Annotated in this window: 22 protein-coding genes; 9 read left to right on the top strand and 13 right to left on the bottom strand. The window is 45.0% G+C overall.

The genetic code is table 11. The features are described 5' to 3' along the window. The first annotated feature begins 70 nt into the window (after positions 1–70). Positions 71–1,414 carry a metalloprotease PmbA gene (pmbA, locus tag R7P36_RS21340; protein ID WP_213899981.1) on the top strand — a complete coding sequence of 448 codons (1,344 nt, stop codon included), beginning with the start codon at positions 71–73 and terminating at the stop codon, positions 1,412–1,414. A gap of 64 nt (positions 1,415–1,478) precedes the next feature. Here the strand turns inward: pmbA and mgtE are convergent, their stop codons facing one another. From mgtE to R7P36_RS21395, 11 genes are all read right to left on the bottom strand, one after another. Next, positions 1,479–2,837 carry a magnesium transporter gene (mgtE, locus tag R7P36_RS21345; protein WP_005381121.1) on the bottom strand — a complete coding sequence of 453 codons (1,359 nt, stop codon included), beginning with the start codon at positions 2,835–2,837 and terminating at the stop codon, positions 1,479–1,481. Positions 2,838–2,985: 148 nt separating this feature from the next. Further along, entirely contained in the window at positions 2,986–3,261 is a 276-nt protein-coding gene (locus R7P36_RS21350) for an HPr family phosphocarrier protein (protein WP_005381120.1), read from the bottom strand. A 2-nt stretch (positions 3,262–3,263) separates the two neighbouring features. Beyond that, positions 3,264–4,127 (bottom strand): RNase adapter RapZ, encoded by an 864-nt coding sequence (gene rapZ, locus R7P36_RS21355; RefSeq protein ID WP_005388424.1) that lies wholly within the window; start codon positions 4,125–4,127, stop codon positions 3,264–3,266. A 14-nt stretch (positions 4,128–4,141) separates the two neighbouring features. Continuing rightward, on the bottom strand, positions 4,142–4,588 hold the full coding sequence (gene ptsN / locus R7P36_RS21360; RefSeq protein ID WP_005381116.1) for a PTS IIA-like nitrogen regulatory protein PtsN: 447 nt from the start codon (positions 4,586–4,588) through the stop codon (positions 4,142–4,144). Positions 4,589–4,590: 2 nt separating this feature from the next. Next, positions 4,591–4,878: a ribosome hibernation promoting factor gene (gene hpf / locus R7P36_RS21365; protein ID WP_005381114.1), complete on the bottom strand. Its 288-nt coding sequence runs from the start codon at positions 4,876–4,878 to the stop codon at positions 4,591–4,593. Between the two features lie 24 nt (positions 4,879–4,902). Then, positions 4,903–6,372 carry an RNA polymerase factor sigma-54 gene (locus R7P36_RS21370; protein WP_005381112.1) on the bottom strand — a complete coding sequence of 490 codons (1,470 nt, stop codon included), beginning with the start codon at positions 6,370–6,372 and terminating at the stop codon, positions 4,903–4,905. A gap of 50 nt (positions 6,373–6,422) precedes the next feature. Beyond that, positions 6,423–7,148: an LPS export ABC transporter ATP-binding protein gene (gene lptB / locus R7P36_RS21375; protein WP_005381111.1), complete on the bottom strand. Its 726-nt coding sequence runs from the start codon at positions 7,146–7,148 to the stop codon at positions 6,423–6,425. A gap of 1 nt (position 7,149) precedes the next feature. Beyond that, positions 7,150–7,644, bottom strand: a complete 495-nt coding sequence (lptA, locus tag R7P36_RS21380; RefSeq protein WP_005381109.1) for a lipopolysaccharide transport periplasmic protein LptA — start codon at positions 7,642–7,644, stop codon at positions 7,150–7,152. Then, entirely contained in the window at positions 7,625–8,188 is a 564-nt protein-coding gene (gene lptC, locus R7P36_RS21385; RefSeq protein WP_005381106.1) for an LPS export ABC transporter periplasmic protein LptC, read from the bottom strand. Before lptC ends, lptA begins: the two co-directional genes overlap by 20 nt. Before the next feature lie 86 nt (positions 8,189–8,274). Further along, positions 8,275–9,246, bottom strand: a complete 972-nt coding sequence (gene kdsD, locus R7P36_RS21390; protein ID WP_005381104.1) for an arabinose-5-phosphate isomerase KdsD — start codon at positions 9,244–9,246, stop codon at positions 8,275–8,277. Positions 9,247–9,275: 29 nt separating this feature from the next. After that, the gene (locus R7P36_RS21395) at positions 9,276–10,241 is read right to left on the bottom strand and encodes a calcium/sodium antiporter (RefSeq protein WP_005381102.1); all 966 of its coding nucleotides are present in this window, start codon (positions 10,239–10,241) and stop codon (positions 9,276–9,278) included. 374 nt (positions 10,242–10,615) lie between these two features. Here R7P36_RS21395 and mlaF point away from each other — a divergent pair, with 374 nt between their 5' ends. From mlaF to R7P36_RS21435, 8 genes are all read left to right on the top strand, one after another. After that, the gene (gene mlaF, locus R7P36_RS21400; protein ID WP_005388422.1) at positions 10,616–11,419 is read left to right on the top strand and encodes a phospholipid ABC transporter ATP-binding protein MlaF; all 804 of its coding nucleotides are present in this window, start codon (positions 10,616–10,618) and stop codon (positions 11,417–11,419) included. Then, a complete protein-coding gene (gene mlaE, locus R7P36_RS21405; protein WP_005381100.1) occupies positions 11,409–12,200 on the top strand; it encodes a lipid asymmetry maintenance ABC transporter permease subunit MlaE in 792 nt (263 codons plus the stop codon). The genes mlaF and mlaE overlap by 11 nt, the downstream gene beginning before the upstream one ends. A 2-nt stretch (positions 12,201–12,202) precedes the next feature. Further along, a complete protein-coding gene (gene mlaD / locus R7P36_RS21410; protein WP_005381099.1) occupies positions 12,203–12,691 on the top strand; it encodes an outer membrane lipid asymmetry maintenance protein MlaD in 489 nt (162 codons plus the stop codon). 2 nt (positions 12,692–12,693) lie between these two features. Continuing rightward, positions 12,694–13,332, top strand: a complete 639-nt coding sequence (gene mlaC, locus R7P36_RS21415; RefSeq protein WP_054579419.1) for a phospholipid-binding protein MlaC — start codon at positions 12,694–12,696, stop codon at positions 13,330–13,332. Continuing rightward, complete coding sequence (locus tag R7P36_RS21420; RefSeq protein WP_005381093.1) at positions 13,332–13,652, top strand: lipid asymmetry maintenance protein MlaB; 321 nt, start codon at positions 13,332–13,334, stop codon at positions 13,650–13,652. Before mlaC ends, R7P36_RS21420 begins: the two co-directional genes overlap by 1 nt. A 3-nt stretch (positions 13,653–13,655) precedes the next feature. Further along, complete coding sequence (gene ibaG / locus R7P36_RS21425; RefSeq protein WP_005381092.1) at positions 13,656–13,910, top strand: BolA family iron metabolism protein IbaG; 255 nt, start codon at positions 13,656–13,658, stop codon at positions 13,908–13,910. A gap of 9 nt (positions 13,911–13,919) precedes the next feature. Then, the gene (gene murA / locus R7P36_RS21430; protein WP_005388419.1) at positions 13,920–15,176 is read left to right on the top strand and encodes a UDP-N-acetylglucosamine 1-carboxyvinyltransferase; all 1,257 of its coding nucleotides are present in this window, start codon (positions 13,920–13,922) and stop codon (positions 15,174–15,176) included. A gap of 155 nt (positions 15,177–15,331) precedes the next feature. Further along, positions 15,332–16,057 carry a 1-acylglycerol-3-phosphate O-acyltransferase gene (locus tag R7P36_RS21435; RefSeq protein WP_005381088.1) on the top strand — a complete coding sequence of 242 codons (726 nt, stop codon included), beginning with the start codon at positions 15,332–15,334 and terminating at the stop codon, positions 16,055–16,057. Between the two features lie 85 nt (positions 16,058–16,142). On the opposite strand, the gene R7P36_RS21440 is transcribed toward R7P36_RS21435, so the two are convergent. Together R7P36_RS21440 and pyrI are read right to left on the bottom strand one after the other, a co-directional pair. Further along, positions 16,143–16,532, bottom strand: coding sequence for a RidA family protein (locus R7P36_RS21440; RefSeq protein ID WP_005381087.1), 390 nt, complete (start codon positions 16,530–16,532; stop codon positions 16,143–16,145). Between the two features lie 130 nt (positions 16,533–16,662). After that, positions 16,663–17,124 (bottom strand): aspartate carbamoyltransferase regulatory subunit, encoded by a 462-nt coding sequence (pyrI, locus tag R7P36_RS21445; RefSeq protein WP_005381086.1) that lies wholly within the window; start codon positions 17,122–17,124, stop codon positions 16,663–16,665. Between the last annotated feature and the right edge of the window lie 13 nt (positions 17,125–17,137).

Raw genomic sequence — 17,137 nt, forward strand, 5'->3', positions numbered from 1 at the left:
ACAAGAATCATGGGGAGAAAGCGAAATTCTTGTTATCCTATTGTTCATCAAAGACAAGATGTGAAAGACAATGGATATTAAACAGCAGGTTGCTGAGCAACGTACCGAGCTAGAGCAAGCCGTCGCAAGAGCCTTAAAGCTTGCATCGGCAAAATCTGACGCCGCCGAAGTCGCAATTACTAAAAGCACTGGTTTAAGTGTTTCAACTCGTATGGGTGAAGTAGAAAATGTCGAGTTCAACAGCGATGGTGCGCTGGGCATTACCGTTTACCGAGGTCAACGCAAAGGCAGTGCTTCCACGTCTGATTTAAGTGAAGCTGCGATCGAGCAAACCGTTATAGCGGCGCTAGATATTGCACATTACACATCTGAAGACCCATTTTCAGGCCCTGCAGCGAAAGAATACATGGTGCAAGAGATCCCTGAGCTTGATCTTTTCCACCCTGACGCACCCGATCCAGACTATGCTGCCAATGTGGCGATTGCAGCAGAAAAAGAGGCGCTAAGTTATAACAGTGCAATCAAACAAAGTGATGGCGCGAGTTATGATAGTCATTACGGCGTGAAAGTGTATGGCAATAGCCATGGCTTATTAGCTAGTTATGCGTCTAGCCGCCATAGTACTAGCTGTTGTGTAATTGGCGTTGGTCAAAACGGCGAGATGGAACGTGATTACAGCTACACCGTGGCACGTCATCGTGATGACTTATGGACCCCAGAAACGGTGGGTCGTAAGGCGGCAGAGAATACGGTTAACCGCTTAGATGCGCAGCGTCTAAAAACAGGTCAATACCCAATCATGTTTGCGGCTGATGTTGCGACAGGCTTGATTGGCCATCTCGTTATGGCGATCAGCGGTGGTAACCTGTACCGAAAATCTTCTTTCTTACTTGACCATCTAGGCAAACAAGTGCTTCCTGAATGGTTCAATATCTCAGAACGTCCGCATGTATTGCGTGGTTTGGCATCAAGTCCATTCGATAGTGAAGGTGTGTACACTCAAGACCGTGAGATCATTACCGACGGTGTGCTAGCAACTTATCTGTTAACCAGTTATGCCGCACGTAAAATGAAGATGACGCCGACAGGTCACGCTGGTGGGATTCATAACTGGTACGTGAAGTCGACAGGCCAAAACTTCGAACAAATGCTTAAAGAGCTCGGTACTGGTCTTCTAGTGACAGAAGTCATGGGACAAGGTGTGAACGTGGTAACGGGGGATTACTCTCGCGGTGCCGCAGGCTTCTGGGTTGAGAATGGTGAAATCCAATACCCAGTATCAGAAATTACCATCGCAGGTAATCTAAAAGACATGTTCACCAAGATTGTGGCGGTTGGTAGTGATATTGAAACGCGCTCACAAATCCAAACGGGCTCTATCCTACTGGATACCATGAAAGTGGCGGGTGAATAAGCTTTTCTAGCAATTCAGAATCAAAAAAGCCTGATGTGTTCATCAGGCTTTTTCGTTTTTTCTGTTAGGTAATCAGTATTGTGGCAAGCCCTAAGAAGACAGATAAACCAATCACATCCGTCACCGTTGTTAATGCCATACCACCAGCTAAAGCAGGATCGATGTTCATTTTTTTCAATAGGATTGGAATCGTTACTCCTGCAATACCTGCGACCAATAAGTTGGTCAGCATGGCGGCGGAAATGATTCCTCCGAGCATCCAGTTACCTTTCCAAGCAACAACAATACCACCAATAATCAGCGCCCACATGATACCGTTGAGTAAGCCTATCGAGGCTTCTTTCATTAACAGTTCGCGTTTGTTTGAGTCACCGATATGACCAAGAGCAAGGCCACGAATCACTAGTGCGACGGTTTGGTTACCAGCGACACCACCCATGGACGGAACAATCGTCATCAATACCGCAATGGCCGCCATTTGATCTAATGTGGCCTCAAACATATTAGAAACGGAAGCAGCAGCAAGGGCGGCTAATACGTTAGCGCCAAGCCAGATACTGCGTTTGCGAGCTGATTTTACAACAGGCGCGAAAGTATCTTCGTCATCGTCCATACCCGCCATACTCATCATCGAGTGTTCCGCGTCTTCACGAATAACGTCAACCACGTCATCGATGGTGATACGACCGACCAAATGCAAGTTTTCATCAACAACGGGTGCAGATACCCAATTGCGACGTTCGAACAGACTCGCAACATCTGAGTCGCTAGTATCGACGGTGATAGCCTCGTCCGCGTCTTCCATTACATCAATGATTTTTACGTCTGGCTGAGTGGTAATAAGCGTCGTGATCGGCAGTTCACCGATGAGCTTACTCTCTTCATCGATCACATACAGGGCATCCGTAGCTTCTGGAAGCTCGCCTTTCATACGTAGATAACGCAAAACTACGTCCACATCTACGTCACCACGAATTGTGATGACGTCGGTGTTCATCAGTCCACCCGCGGTGTCTTCTGGGTAGGATAGGGCGGTTTCGACCCGTAGGCGGTCAGATGAGTCCATTTGCGACAGGACTTCGCGTGACAGGTTGTCAGGCAAGCTACGCAGTACGTAAGCCACGTCATCGGTATCCATGCCTTCTGTCGCTTCTGCAAGCGCTTCTGGTGCCATTTTGGATACGAGGCTGTCTTTGACGTCTTCGTTAAGCTCGTCAAGGATTTCACCATAATCTTCAGGGTCGGTGAGTTGCCAAAGAACTTCACGGCTCTTACGTGGGGAGGCTTCTAAAAGGTGAGCGATATCCTCAGGTTCCATGTCCTGTAATTGACGACGAACATGGACGAAGCGACCATTTTCTAGCGCTTCTGTGACTTCTTGGAGGGCTTGGTGAGCTTGGTCGAATTCAATTTGCTCTGCCATTCATTCCTCCCAATTCCTGATATTTACAATGCGTTGAATAATAACTTAATTCTAGGCGCCTTTTAATAACAACTTATGATACTAAGCAAATTTATTTATTAGGTCAGGGAAGAGAAAGATAATGGGAGGTAAGAAAAAAGCGAGTAAACTACTCGCCTTCATCAAATTTATCTTCGATCAAGTGGCAAACGGCATCCAGTGCTTCTTCCGCTTGCCCACCCGTTGCGTGGATCGTGACGTATTGTCCTTGAGCGGACTCTAGCATTAACAGGCCCATTACGCTGTCTGCTGTGGCGGTTTTGTCTTCTTCATTGTCGATGGTGATGACCGCTTCAAAGCTCTGTGCCAGTTCGACCAGTTTGACTGCTGCACGAGCATGTAAGCCAAGGCGGTTTTGAATCAATACTTTACGACTTAACTCCACGGCTACTCCTTAGCGTTTTTCTCTAGTGAGGTATGGCGAATTTGTACTTGGTGTCCTTTGTTGGCGAAGTATTCACCGATTTGCTGAGTTAAGTACACCGAGCGGTGCTTACCACCAGTACAACCGATTGCAACGGTCAGGTAGCTGCGGTTGTTTTTCTCAAGCAGAGGTAACCAATTCTCTATAAAGCTTTCAATTTGATATTTCAAACTTAACACCGATTGGTGTTGCTCTAAAAATGCGGCGATAGGAGCATCCAGACCTGTAAGCGGGCGTAGTGCTGGTTCCCAATGTGGGTTAGGTAAGAAGCGAACGTCGAATACGTAATCGGCATCGGAAGGCAGGCCGTATTTAAAACCAAAAGACTCAAATACCATAACGAGCCCTTTGCGATCTCTGCCTTCAACGCGCATACGCACGGTTTCACTCAATTCATGCAAAGACTGCCCACTACTATTTAGGACCAGATCTGCATGCGCTTTGAGTGGCGTCAAAATTTGTTTCTCACGCTCGATGGCTTGATCGAGCGAGAGGGAGGTGCCACCTAAAGATAACGGGTGAATTCGGCGTGTTTCGCTGTAGCGTTTGAGTAGCGTTTCTTTATTGGCGTCCAAGAAAAGCATGGTCACATCAAGCTCAGTTTTTAACTGCTCTAGTGTACTCGTCAGTTCTTTTAGCTTTTTAGGAATATTACGAATATCAATGCTGACTGCAACATTCTGTTTGCTGTCAGCAACAGAATGAACAAATGCGTCCAGCAAGTTAACTGGCAGGTTATCAACACAGTAGTAACCTAAGTCTTCCAGTACACGAAGCGCAATACTTTTACCGGCACCTGAGTGCCCGCTAACAACGATTAGTCGCATGGAGTTAGTCCTGCTTATTGGTGAATCATGATGTCGTAAAGTTCTTCATCACTCTGAGCATTACGCAGTAGTTTTAATACTTGCTTATCGCTCAGACGTTCTGCCATAGAGGATAGAGTCTTGAGGTGCTCTTTGCACTGTTCTTCTGGTACAAGGAGCGCAAAAAGAAGATCGACAGGTCGATTGTCAATCGCATCAAATTCGATTGCTTCATCACATTGCAGTAAGACAGCAATGGCCTTGTCGCTTGATTGCATTCTCGCGTGAGGGATCGCAATACCGTTTCCGATACCGGTACTGCCCATTTTTTCTCTATTGAGCATGCATTCGAACAGCTCGGTAGAATCTTGGCCCGTTTGATCAGCCACGATACGGCTGATCATTTCAAGGGCGCGTTTTTTACTCGTGCAGTGGACCGCACTTTTGGTGCAGTCCAATGACAGTATTTCGCTCAGTTGCATGATTAATGACTGTTTAGTTTTTCTTTGTGCTTATTAAGTTGGCGAACCAATTTATCTACCAGCGAATCGATCGCGGCATACATATTTTCGTCATCGGCTGATGCGTGGATTTCGCCTTGATTTATGTGAAGCGTAGCTTCCGCGATTTGAGTAATTTTTTCAACTTTTAGTACAACATGCACTTGATTGATATGGTCGAAGAACCTTTCGAGCTTCTGAAACTTAGAATTTACATAGTCTTGCATTGAATCGGTAAGATCAACGTGATGGCCTTGAATATTGATTTGCATAGACTTTCCTTTTCAGTTAGTGCCTTATAATAGGCGTTTACGCTGACTTGAAGGGGCAATTCCCAAGGATTCGCGATATTTGGCTATCGTACGTCTTGCGACCTGAATCCCTTGGTCAGCCAGAAGAGCAGCAATCTTGCTATCACTCAGTGGTTTGGCAGTATTCTCTGCTGCGACCAGTTTTTTAATGAGTGCACGAATTGCTGTTGACGAACATTCTCCGCCGTTGTCAGTACTAACATGGCTAGAGAAGAAGTACTTCAATTCAAAAATACCACGTGGTGTATGCATAAACTTTTGCGTTGTTACACGAGAAATCGTGGATTCATGCATGTCCACAGCCAAAGCGACATCATTGAGTACCATTGGCTTCATGGCTTCCTCACCATACTCGAAGAAATCTTGTTGATGTTCAACAATACATCTTGCAACTTTGAGTAGCGTCTCGTTTCTACTCTCTAAGCTCTTAATTAACCATTTTGCCTCTTGCAAATTGCTGCGGATGTACTGGCTATCCGCGCTATTACCTTTGCCTAATTGAGCATATTGTTGATTTACTTTTAATTTTGGCACGCTATCCGGGTTTATAGAAACGGTCCATTTACCATTGTCTTTAAAAACGGATACGTCTGGAATTACGTATTCGGTATCATCAGGAGTGATGCGACTGCCTGGACGAGGATCTAACTGTTGGATAAGCTTTAAGACTTCACGTAGATCGGCTTCTTTCAGCTTAGTCTCTTTGATGACGAGCTTGTAGTCACGGTTGCCTAGGTGATCAATATGATCCGCAAGTATCATTTTGGCTTCAGCAAGCCACGGCGTGTCTTCTGGGAAGGTCGTCAGTTGCAGTAACAAACATTCTTGTAAGTTACGCGATGCAACGCCAAGAGGATCGAATTGTTGAATGCGTTTACGAACAGCTTCTACTTCGTCTAACTCTATCTCTTCATTATCGAAGCTCTCATGAATCTCTTCAGGCGACAAAGTTAAATAGCCGTAGTCGTCAACAGCGTCAATAATCGCTAATGCAATCGTGCGGTCGGTTTCACTGAATGGTGTTAGGTCAAGCTGCCACATGAGGTAATCATGCAATGATTCAGTGGTTTCGCCCTGGTAGACGGGCATATCATCATCAAGAGCTAAGCCGGTGCTACCAGTATTCGCGCTGTAGACGTCATCCCAAGTCGTGTCGATTTCAAGTTCAGAGCTAATTTCTGATTTCTCTATCACATCGGAGCTATCTGGAACGTCAATTTCTGTTGGTTCGCTAGCACTGTTGCTATCAGCAGCCTCGACCGCTGACTTATCTTCACCGTTTGCTAGAGGCTCGTCTTGGCCTTCTTCAACTTCCAATAATGGGTTTGAGTCCAACGCTTCTTGGATTTCTTGTTGAAGATCGAGTGTCGACAATTGCAATAAGCGAATCGCTTGCTGCAACTGTGGCGTCATGGCTAACTGCTGACCTAGCTTGAGTTGTAATGAAGGTTTCATTCAGTGTTACTTACCTTGTAATGCTCAGAATCTTACCGTTCCTAATATAATCATAGACGGAATTGTTCGCCGAGATAAACTTGTTTCACCTGTTCATTATTGAGAACTTCTGCCGGAGTTCCCGATGCAATTAGGTGCCCTTGGCTCACGATATAGGCTTTTTCACATACGTCCAGTGTTTCACGTACATTATGGTCAGTGATTAACACTCCGAGACCACGATCGCGCAGATGCTCAATGATTTTCTTGATGTCATTAACCGAAATTGGGTCAACACCAGCGAAAGGTTCATCCAATAAAATGAACTGAGGGTTGGCCGCTAAAGCTCGAGCGATTTCCACCCTGCGTCGCTCACCCCCTGATAGTGCCATACCAGCACTGGTTCTGATGTGCTGGATGTGGAATTCTTCCAACAAATCTTCCAGTTTATCTTGGCGCTCTTCCCTCGTCATTTCTTGACGAGTTTCAAGTACGGCCATGATGTTATCTTCTACTGAAAGCTTACGGAAAATCGACGCTTCTTGCGGAAGATAGCCAATGCCAAGGCGTGAACGGCTATGCATCGGTAAAATACTGATGTCATTGTCGTCAATGGTAATGGTGCCTTCATCGCGAGGTACTAAGCCGACAATCATGTAAAACGAAGTGGTTTTACCCGCACCGTTTGGACCGAGCAGCCCAACAATCTGACCAGATTCAACTTCTAAGCTAACATCAGTGACGACTTTGCGTTTTTTGTAGCTTTTCGCCAAGTTTTTCGCACTCAGTACTGCCATATTAGTTCTCTATCTGATTGGGTTGCAAAATGGTCGTAACGCGCTCTTCCTTAGAGCTATCTGCGACTAGCTTTTGTTTACCAATTTGGTAACGAATCGAAGAACCTTTGATGGTGTTGTTGTCTTGCGCCAGCTGCGCTTGACCTTTCATGGTCAGTTCGTCTGTAGAAATACGGTAATCCAACTCTGTAGCTTGACCACTAAGTGTTTTACCATCGTCCATCAGCTGAGAAAACTTCGCAGGTTTACCAAATGCTTGAATCTGTTTAATTGCTTCGGTTTTAGGATCGCGAGTTACCACGATTCTATCAGCATCGATATTGATGCTCCCTTGCTTAAGAGATACATCGCCTTCAAAAACAACCTGGTTACTCTTCATATCCACCTGTTGGGTGTCAGAGTTTATGTAAACCGGCTGTTGAGTATCCGACTTGAGTGCCAGCGCTTGAGGCGCCGCCAATACCAGTGCCAGTAGGCTAAGGTGTAACGGTTTCATATCGACCTTGAACTTCATCTGTCAGAGTCGCGGTATGCTGTTTTAAGTTGCCTTGCATTGCGCCTCCAGTAGTTTCAAATTGTGGTCCAACCAACATCACTTGTTGGTCAGCTTTAAAATCACGATTGGTTAGATTAATGACCAATTTGTCTGTTGCCATGGTATCAAAACTTGCACCAGGCAGAAGATTTTGCATTAAGACTTTGTCATATAAAGTCAAAACTTGGTCTTCATCTAACACTGCTCTTGTGGCAGTCACCTTCCATTCAATGACGCTACCTTCACGGTAAACCATCAAAGTCGGGTTATTAAAAATAGTATCTCCACTCTTAGCATAATGGTCTAAGTTAGTGGAGCGAATGATGTAACTGCGGACACCATCTTCACCGTAGGTGATGTTTTCTAATCCAGAACCACTGAACATGGGCAGTTCAGAATCTGGTGCTACTTGAATTGCGTCGTTGCCTTTAGGGGTTAGTAGGTAATAACCGCACCACGCTACAACGAAGATCAAGAGCAAATAAATAAGGCGAGTAAAACTCATATAATGAAGGCCTATCGTTTAGCTCAGTACTTCCCTGACCATTGCCTTTATTCGTCTAATAAATGATTTAAATGTTTGTGCTGATATTACATCACGCCAGCTTTTAGTAAATCGTGCATGTTCAGTGCACCCACAATTTTTTCGTCTTTACATAAAATCAGAGCGTTAATGTTTTTATTCTGCATCAAGTTCAAACCTTCAACCGCCAGCATATCAGGGTGTGCTGTGGTTGGGTTTGTCGTCATGACCTCGCCAATTGCCGTCGTATGAATATCGATACGCTTGTCTAAGGTACGACGTAAATCACCATCGGTGAATATACCAAGCATAGCATCGTGCTCATCGACGATGGCTGTCATGCCTAACCCCTTTTCTGAAATTTCAAGCAGGGCATCGCGAATTAATGCGTCAGGAGAAACTTTAGGTAACGCTTCTCCAAAGTGCATAATATCAGACAACTTAAGTAGCAGTTTTCTCCCCAGTGCACCACCTGGGTGAGATAGGGCAAAATCTTCGGCAGAAAAACCACGAGCTTGAAGCAGAGCTACGGCTAATGCATCTCCCATCACTAATGTGGCAGTCGTACTGCTAGTTGGCGCCAGGCCTAACGGACAAGCTTCTTGAGGTACCGTAATTTGCAGGTGTAAGTCAGACAGCTTGGCCATATTTGATTCTGGCTTACCTGTCATGCTGATGATCTTAATATTCAGGCGCTTTAATACTGGAAATAGAGACAGAATTTCGTTTGATTCACCAGAGTTAGAAATTGCCAGCACAATGTCACCAGGGCTAATCATACCCAAGTCACCATGTGCGGCTTCGCCTGGATGAACGAAAAACGCCGAAGTCCCAGTGCTTGCCAGAGTGGCGGCAATCTTGTTACCAATATGGCCTGACTTGCCAATACCCATAACGACAACTTTGCCGTTGTTGGAAAGGATAAGTTCACACGCTTTTTCAAATTGATCATCAAAGTAGGTATCTAGCTCTTGCAGAGCAGCAACTTCGATATCAAGAACTTGTTTAGCAGCAGCGCGAAAATCAAATTGATTGGACATATCAGATCTCTACTTATTGATCGTAGTAATTAAGCGGTCATGTTTGCGAATAAGTACACTTGGTAACCTAAGAAGCACACAAACAAGATGGCACCTTCAATACGGTTAATACTGCGTGATTTACCCAAACACATCGCGACAAGTAACAATGAAACGCCTAACATGACCCAGAAGTCACGTCCCATCGCGTACTCACTGAGCACCGATGGATTAATGATGCCAGGAATCCCCATTACCGCCAGAATGTTAAACACATTCGAACCGATAATGTTACCGACAGCCATGTCGTCTTCACCCTTTAAAACTCCCGCAAGTGATGCGGCTAGTTCTGGCAGGCTAGTGCCAATGGCGATAATAGTTAGACCGATAACAAGGTCGCTCATACCAAAGTGTTTAGCAATAATTACCGCGTTATCAACCAGCATGCTGGCTGCCAAAGGAAGCAGTATCAAGCCAATAACCACCCACATGATTGCTTTAGGGTTACTGACGCCTTCTGGGATCTCTGACTCTTGGTCATCAAGAAAAACATCACCTGATTTTTGCTCTTTGCGGCTGATTTGCAACATAGCAAATAAAAATGCCCCAAAGAGTACAAACAATAAGACACCCTCATAAAAACCGAGATGGCTATTCCAAAGCAGAATACCAGCGAGTACGGTTACGGCTATCATGAGTGGAAGTTCTCGGCGGATGACGGCGGAGCTAATCGACAAAGGCTTGATCAGCGCTGTAATACCTAGGATTAACGCAATGTTCGCTATGTTTGAGCCTAATACGTTACCCACCGCTGTATCTGTTTTGCCATCCCAAGCAGCGGTTGCAGATACCATCATCTCAGGGGCGGATGAGCCCATCGCGAGGATTGTCATGCCGATGACAAGCGGGGAAATACCGACGTTGCGGGCTATCGCTGCAGAGCCAAAAACAAGTTTATCTGCACTCCAAACAAGCAAAACAAGACCGACTATAAGCAACGCAACGGCTTCGAGCATGAGAATTCCTAAGTATTAAATAAGTAAAATGAATAACCGCTAATTTTGACCTTTTGCGGCCTAAAATGGAAGATAAACGAAGAATAAATTAAAGGTTAGTAACGAAAATGTATGTAAATCTCACTCATTTAAATGAGCAATTCTGGTCTAGGATTTAAACACTTCGTGCTAATTCGGTCATAAACCATGAGAAATTGCAGGGATATACTCGACTTTATTTAATTGAACAGTGCTTTAAATTCAACGCCAATGTGCTTATGATTGCAGCCTAATAAATGTACCGACGTTACTTTATTAAACGTAGAATTCAACTCCGATGAGTATCTGCTTGATGATTCCGTGAGTTGCAACGCTCCTACAGTAGAAGAGATGATATGTCGAACAACGATTTAGTCACCGTGAACAACCTCACTTTTTCACGGGGAGAACGCATGATCTTTGATGATATTGATCTGCATGTTCCTGAGGGCAAAGTGACGGCCATTATGGGACCATCGGGAATTGGTAAAACAACACTGCTGCGTTTGATTGGTGGTCAGTTGTATCCCGAGCAAGGAGAGATCTGGTTTGATGGCGACAATATTCCCTCTCTCTCGCGTAAAAAACTCTACCATGCTCGAAAGAAAATGAGCATGTTGTTCCAGTCAGGGGCTTTATTCACTGATTTGAATGTTTTTGATAATGTCGCCTTTCCATTGAGAGAGCATACCGATTTATCGGAAGATTTGATTCGCACCATGGTGTTACTCAAGCTCGAAGCTGTCGGTCTGCGCGGCGCGGCGCAATTAATGCCGAGTGAGCTTTCAGGTGGTATGGCAAGACGCGCTGCTTTGGCTCGTGCAATCGCACTTGATCCTGACCTGATCATGTACGATGAGCCGTTTGTGGGGCAAGACCCAATCACTATGGGCGTTTTGGTTGAGCTAATTAGCAATCTAAACCAAGCGTTAGGTTTGACCTCTATTGTGGTTTCTCACGACGTACCTGAAGTCATGAGTATTGCTGACTGGGTATACCTGATGGCCGATGGAAAAATCATCGCCTATGGTACGCCAGAAGAGCTGACTCAAAACTCTGATCCTCGTGTCCAGCAGTTCTTACAAGGTGATGCCGACGGTCCTGTACCGTTTCGTTTCCCTTCTCAAAGTATCGAAAAGGACTTATTTGATGGTCGATAACTTCATTCACTTTGTCGCCTCGCTGGGTCGACGCACGCTTTCTATTTGCGGAGCATTTGGTCGTGCGACTTTCATGTTGATTGGGGCGCTATTTTCTAAGCCACAACCGATCAGAAGCTTTCCTCTGCTTGTTAAGCAACTTTATTCTGTTGGTGTTCAGTCGCTGGCGATCATCGTAGTATCTGGTCTGTTCATTGGAATGGTTTTGAGTCTACAAGGCTATGTTGTGTTGGTGGATTACGGCGCAGAAGGCAGTTTGGGGCAAATGGTAGCGCTTTCGTTACTCCGTGAATTAGGACCCGTTGTTACTGCACTTTTGTTTGCTGGTCGTGCCGGTTCTGCGTTAACCGCAGAGATAGGTCTAATGAAAGCAACGGAACAACTGTCTAGCCTTGAAATGATGGCGGTAGACCCATTGAAACGAGTGATTGCACCACGGTTTTGGGCTGGGGTTATCTCAATGCCTTTACTGGCTATGATTTTCATGGCTGTGGGAATTTGGGGCGCTCAGCTTGTTGGTGTTGACTGGAAAGGCGTTGATCACGGCAGTTTTTGGTCAGCGATGCAGTCCTCTGTTGAGCTAGGGCAAGACATTGGTAACAGTATGATCAAATGTTTTGCGTTTGCAATTACGGTTACTTGGGTCGCTCTATTTAACGGTTATGATGCTATTCCAACATCGGAAGGGATCAGCCGAGCAACTACGCGCACTGTTGTGCATTCTTCTTTAGCAGTACTAGGATTAGACTTTGTACTGACCGCATTGATGTTTGGGAATTAATCATGCAACAAACACGTAAAACTGAATTATGGGTTGGCAGCTTTGTATTAGCGGGAATTTGCGCGATTCTTGTGATGATTTTTCAAGTTGCTGACGTAAAAAGCATTGGCTCTGGTGATACTTATACCCTCAAAGCCGAGTTCGATAATATTGGCAGTTTAAAAGTTCGTTCTCCCGTAAAAGTGGGGGGCGTTGTGATTGGTCGAGTAAGTAGTATTTCGCTTAACCCAGACAACTTATTGCCAGTTGTAACACTATCTATCAATAGCAAATACAATCAGTTCCCAGAAACGTCGAGCGTACAAATTTTGACATCTGGCCTGATTGGTGAGCAATACATTGGTTTAGTACCTGGCTTCGTTTTTGATGATGAAGTCATGCTGGTGGATGGTGATACCATCGAAGACACCAAATCGGCGCTTGTGCTTGAAGACTTAATTGGTCAAGTACTATACAGCGTAGGTGGTTCAGACGACTCAAGTAAGGAATAACTATGTTAGCGAGATTACTACTTTCAGTTTGTGCTGTGTTTAGCGTCTTTGGAACAACAGCAGCAGAGGTGGATAAAACTGAACCTTATAAGATGATGAAGCAGGTAGCTGAAGTCACGTTCGAAAGATTGAAAGCCGAACAGCCGAAAATCAAACAAGATCCAAATTTACTTAAAGTGATCGTTGAAGAAGAGCTAATGCCTTACGTCAACTACCGCTATGCAGGGTTAAAACTTCTTGGTCCAAACTTAAAAGGTGCTAAGCGTGAACATGTACTTGAGTTTATCGATGCATTTCGTGCTTACCTGATTGCGTCTTATGCACAAGTGTTGACGCAATACTCTGACCAAAAAATTGAGTTTGGTCCTGAGCCTAGCATTGATGACTCTAAGCGTATTACAAGCATTAAAGTTGATATCATCGATACTCCGCGTCCAAACATCAAACTTGAGTTTAAACTGCGTAAAGACAACCAGTCTGGTGAGTGGGAAGCATTCGATATGATTGCAGAGGGCATTAGTTTGCTTTCTAGTAAACAATCCGAATGGAACAGTAAAATTCGTCAAGAAGGCATTCTATCTGTTGCTAAAGACTTAGAAAAATTGGCCGCAGAACCGATCCGCTTCGAGGCGAAGAAATAATGGCCCAGACTCCCGCTCAGTGGCAATTGGATCAAAACATTCTTAAGCTAACAGGGGCACTTGATAGAGATACAGTGCCTTCATTGTGGGCGTATGCACAGCAATGGCAACCTGCTCAATCGGAGCTGGAATGCTCGCTAAAAGAGATAGAGCGAGTCGACTCTGCAGGAATGGTGATGTTAATCCACTTATTAGAGCATGCAAAAAAGCAAAACTGTCATATAATGCTCAGTTTCGTGCCGGCGCAACTGCGCACTTTGTTTCAACTGAGCAATGTTGAATCTTTAGTGGCCAAACACATACAGAATTATCAGGGGTAAATTGTGGATAGCGCAAAAGTACAACAGTTATTAGAAGAAGCACTAAACCTTCAAGAAGTGCATGTGAAAGGTGAAGGTAGCCACTATGAAGTGGTTGCTGTTGATGCTTGTTTCGATGGAATGAGCCGCGTTAAGAAGCAGCAGTTAATTTATGCTCCTCTGATGGAATACATCCAGCGTAACGACATTCACGCATTATCAATCAAAGCGTTCACACCAGAAGAGTGGGCTCGTGATAAGAAATTGATGTCGCTTTAAGGTTTATTGATGGAAAAGTTTCGAGTTATTGGGTCAGATAAACCACTAGTTGGTGAAGTGACCATTTCAGGTGCAAAAAACGCAGCACTGCCGATTTTATTTGCGTCTATCTTGGCGGAAGAGCCAGTAGAAGTGGCAAACGTACCACACCTTCGTGATATCGACACAACTATGGAATTGCTTAAGCGTTTAGGCGCGAAAGTAAGCCGCAATGGCTCTGTTCATGTTGATCCAAGCAGTATTACAGAATACTGCGCGCCTTATGATTTAGTGAAAACCATGCGTGCTTCTATTTGGGCTTTAGGTCCTTTGGTGGCGCGCTTTGGTCAAGGTCAGGTTTCTTTACCAGGCGGTTGTGCCATCGGTGCCCGTCCTGTGGATCTGCATATTTCTGGTTTAGAGCAGCTTGGCGCAACCATTACATTAGAAGATGGTTATGTGAAAGCAGAAGTGGATGGTCGTCTAAAAGGCGCGCACATCGTGATGGATAAAGTCAGCGTAGGCGCGACGATCACCATCATGTGTGCCGCAGCGCTGGCGGAAGGCACAACAACACTAGATAACGCTGCGCGTGAGCCTGAAATCGTCGATACCGCTGATTTCCTAAATAAGCTTGGCGCAAAAATCTCTGGCGCTGGCACAGATACCATTACGATTGAAGGTGTTGAGCGCTTAGGCGGTTGTAAACACAACGTGGTTGCTGACCGTATTGAGACGGGAACATTCCTTGTCGCAGCAGCAGTATCTGGCGGTAAAGTGGTATGTCGCAACACTAATGCTCATTTGCTTGAAGCGGTTCTCGCCAAGCTGGAAGAAGCTGGCGCGCTTGTCGAAACGGGTGAAGATTGGATCTCCGTTGATATGACCGACCGCGAGCTAAAAGCGGTAAGTGTACGTACTGCGCCACATCCTGGTTTCCCGACGGATATGCAAGCTCAATTTACGCTACTGAACATGATGGCGAAAGGTGGCGGCGTAATCACTGAGACTATCTTTGAAAACCGCTTTATGCACGTACCAGAACTCATGCGTATGGGCGCTAAAGCTGAGATCGAAGGCAATACGGTTATCTGTGGTGATGTTGAGTCACTTAGCGGTGCGCAAGTGATGGCAACCGATCTACGAGCTTCGGCTAGTTTGGTTATTGCAGGTTGCATTGCTAAAGGCGAAACCGTCGTTGATCGTATTTACCATATCGACCGTGGTTACGACAAAATCGAAAATAAACTGGCTGCACTTGGCGCAAATATTGAGCGAGTGAGCTAGGCAAGTTAAACTGCACCGCAGGTAACTTGGATATCAAGAGAGCCGAAACCTGAGTTTCGGCTTTTTTATATCACTCTCATGACCATATTTTCCCTTTATGGAAAGAGAGATATTAATAGCTGTATCTGGCAAAAGCCGGTTCCTGGAGAACAAGAATGATTGCACTGTTACGTGTATTTGCTGTCGCTATCTTTGCGATTGTTATGTTTATTGGTGGTTGTGGTTACTGCCTATTAAGCCCTAGAAACCCTAAGCACGTTTTCACTTTTGGCCGTTTGTTTGCCAAGATGTCTCGTGTGTTTGGGATTAAGTTAGAGTTGCGTATCCCTGAAGATGCGTATTCACGCGGCCAACATGTTTACATTGCTAACCACCAGAACAACTGGGACATGTTTACTGTTTCTGCGGCTGTGACTCCGAAAGTTGTGACAGTAGGTAAAAAGAGCTTGGCTTGGATGCCACTGTTTGGTCAGCTTTACTGGCTTACGGGTAACATTCTGATTGACCGAGCGAATCGTTCTAAAGCAAAAGGTACTATCGATCAGGTCGTGAGCAGCATGAAAGAAAGTGATGTTTCGGTGTGGATGTTCCCAGAAGGCACGCGTTCTCGTGGACGTGGTTTGCTGCCATTCAAAACAGGTGCTTTTCATGCGGCAATTGGTGCAGGTGTGCCAATCATTCCTATCGTATGTAGCTCGACGAATAAAATTAAGCTGAACCGTTGGAACAATGGTCATGTGATTGTTGAAATGCTACCTCCAATCAGCACTGAAGGCTATGGTAAAGAGGGCATTCGCGAGTTAGCGAATATCTGTCGTGAACAGATGAAAGAGAAGCTTGAATCGTTAGATGAAGAAGTCAAACAGCGCAACGCTGCTTAAGTTTTACTGCGATATCATCACGAAAAGACAATAAAAAACGGGTAGCCTGAGCTACCCGTTTTTTTATGTTTGTCAGCAAGTGCAATTATTTGCGAACAGCGATTGCTTCAATCTCGATGCCAACATCTTTTGGTAGGCGAGCCACTTCTACACAAGAGCGTGCAGGGTAGTTTGCTACGCCGTGCTCATCAAAGAACTTGCCGTAAACTTCGTTCACTGTGCCAAAGTCATTTAGGTCTTTAACAAAAACCGTTAGCTTTACAATATCAGATACTTTAAGACCTGAAGATTCAACTACAGCCTTTACGTTTTCTAGAGACTGACGAGCTTGTTCTGCGATATCAGCAGACACTTCACCTGTCGCTGGGTTTACTGGGATTTGGCCTGAAGTAAGAACCATGTTACCTAGATCTACGCCTTGAACGTAAGGACCGATTGCTGCTGGTGCAGACTCAGTGTGAAGTACTTTCGTCATTTGATTTTTTCCATCAGTTGTAGGGAATAAAGATTCTCAGTTTGCCTCTAAACCCTCGGTAGGTAAAGAGCAAAATACCCTGACATTGCAGGGTATTTTAAACGTATCACAGCCTAGTCGTGCGGCGTGTTTATCGCTCGGTTACGATCTCGCGTGAGAACACTTTCTCGCAGTATTTACACTTTAGGCGGATTTCTTGTTTCTTCTCGAACACGCTAAAGCTGCTTTCTACTGGTTCATTATGAGAAATACAGTTTGAATTCGGGCATTCAAATACATCATTGATGCGCTCAGGAAGCTCTAACGCGAGCTTTTTCACCACTTCATAGTTCTCGATTTGATTCACGGTCGCGTGAGGAGCATACAACGCTAGCTTGCTCGCTTGCTCTTCATTGATAAACACATTTTCGATTTTGAGTAGATCTTTATGACCGAGTGCTGATGATGGCAAGTTCAGTCCAATCGTTACGCGTTGTGATGAATTGTGCATATCGAACAGTCTTAATACTTTGATGCCGATTTGCGCAGGGATGTGGTCGATGACCGTACCATTTTTGATTGCTTCTACCTGCAATTGAGTTTCTTTAGCCATGATTTTTCCCCTC

Origin of the sequence: Vibrio sp. 397 (assembly GCF_033339395.1) — a bacterium.
Lineage (GTDB): Bacteria > Pseudomonadota > Gammaproteobacteria > Enterobacterales > Vibrionaceae > Vibrio > Vibrio alginolyticus.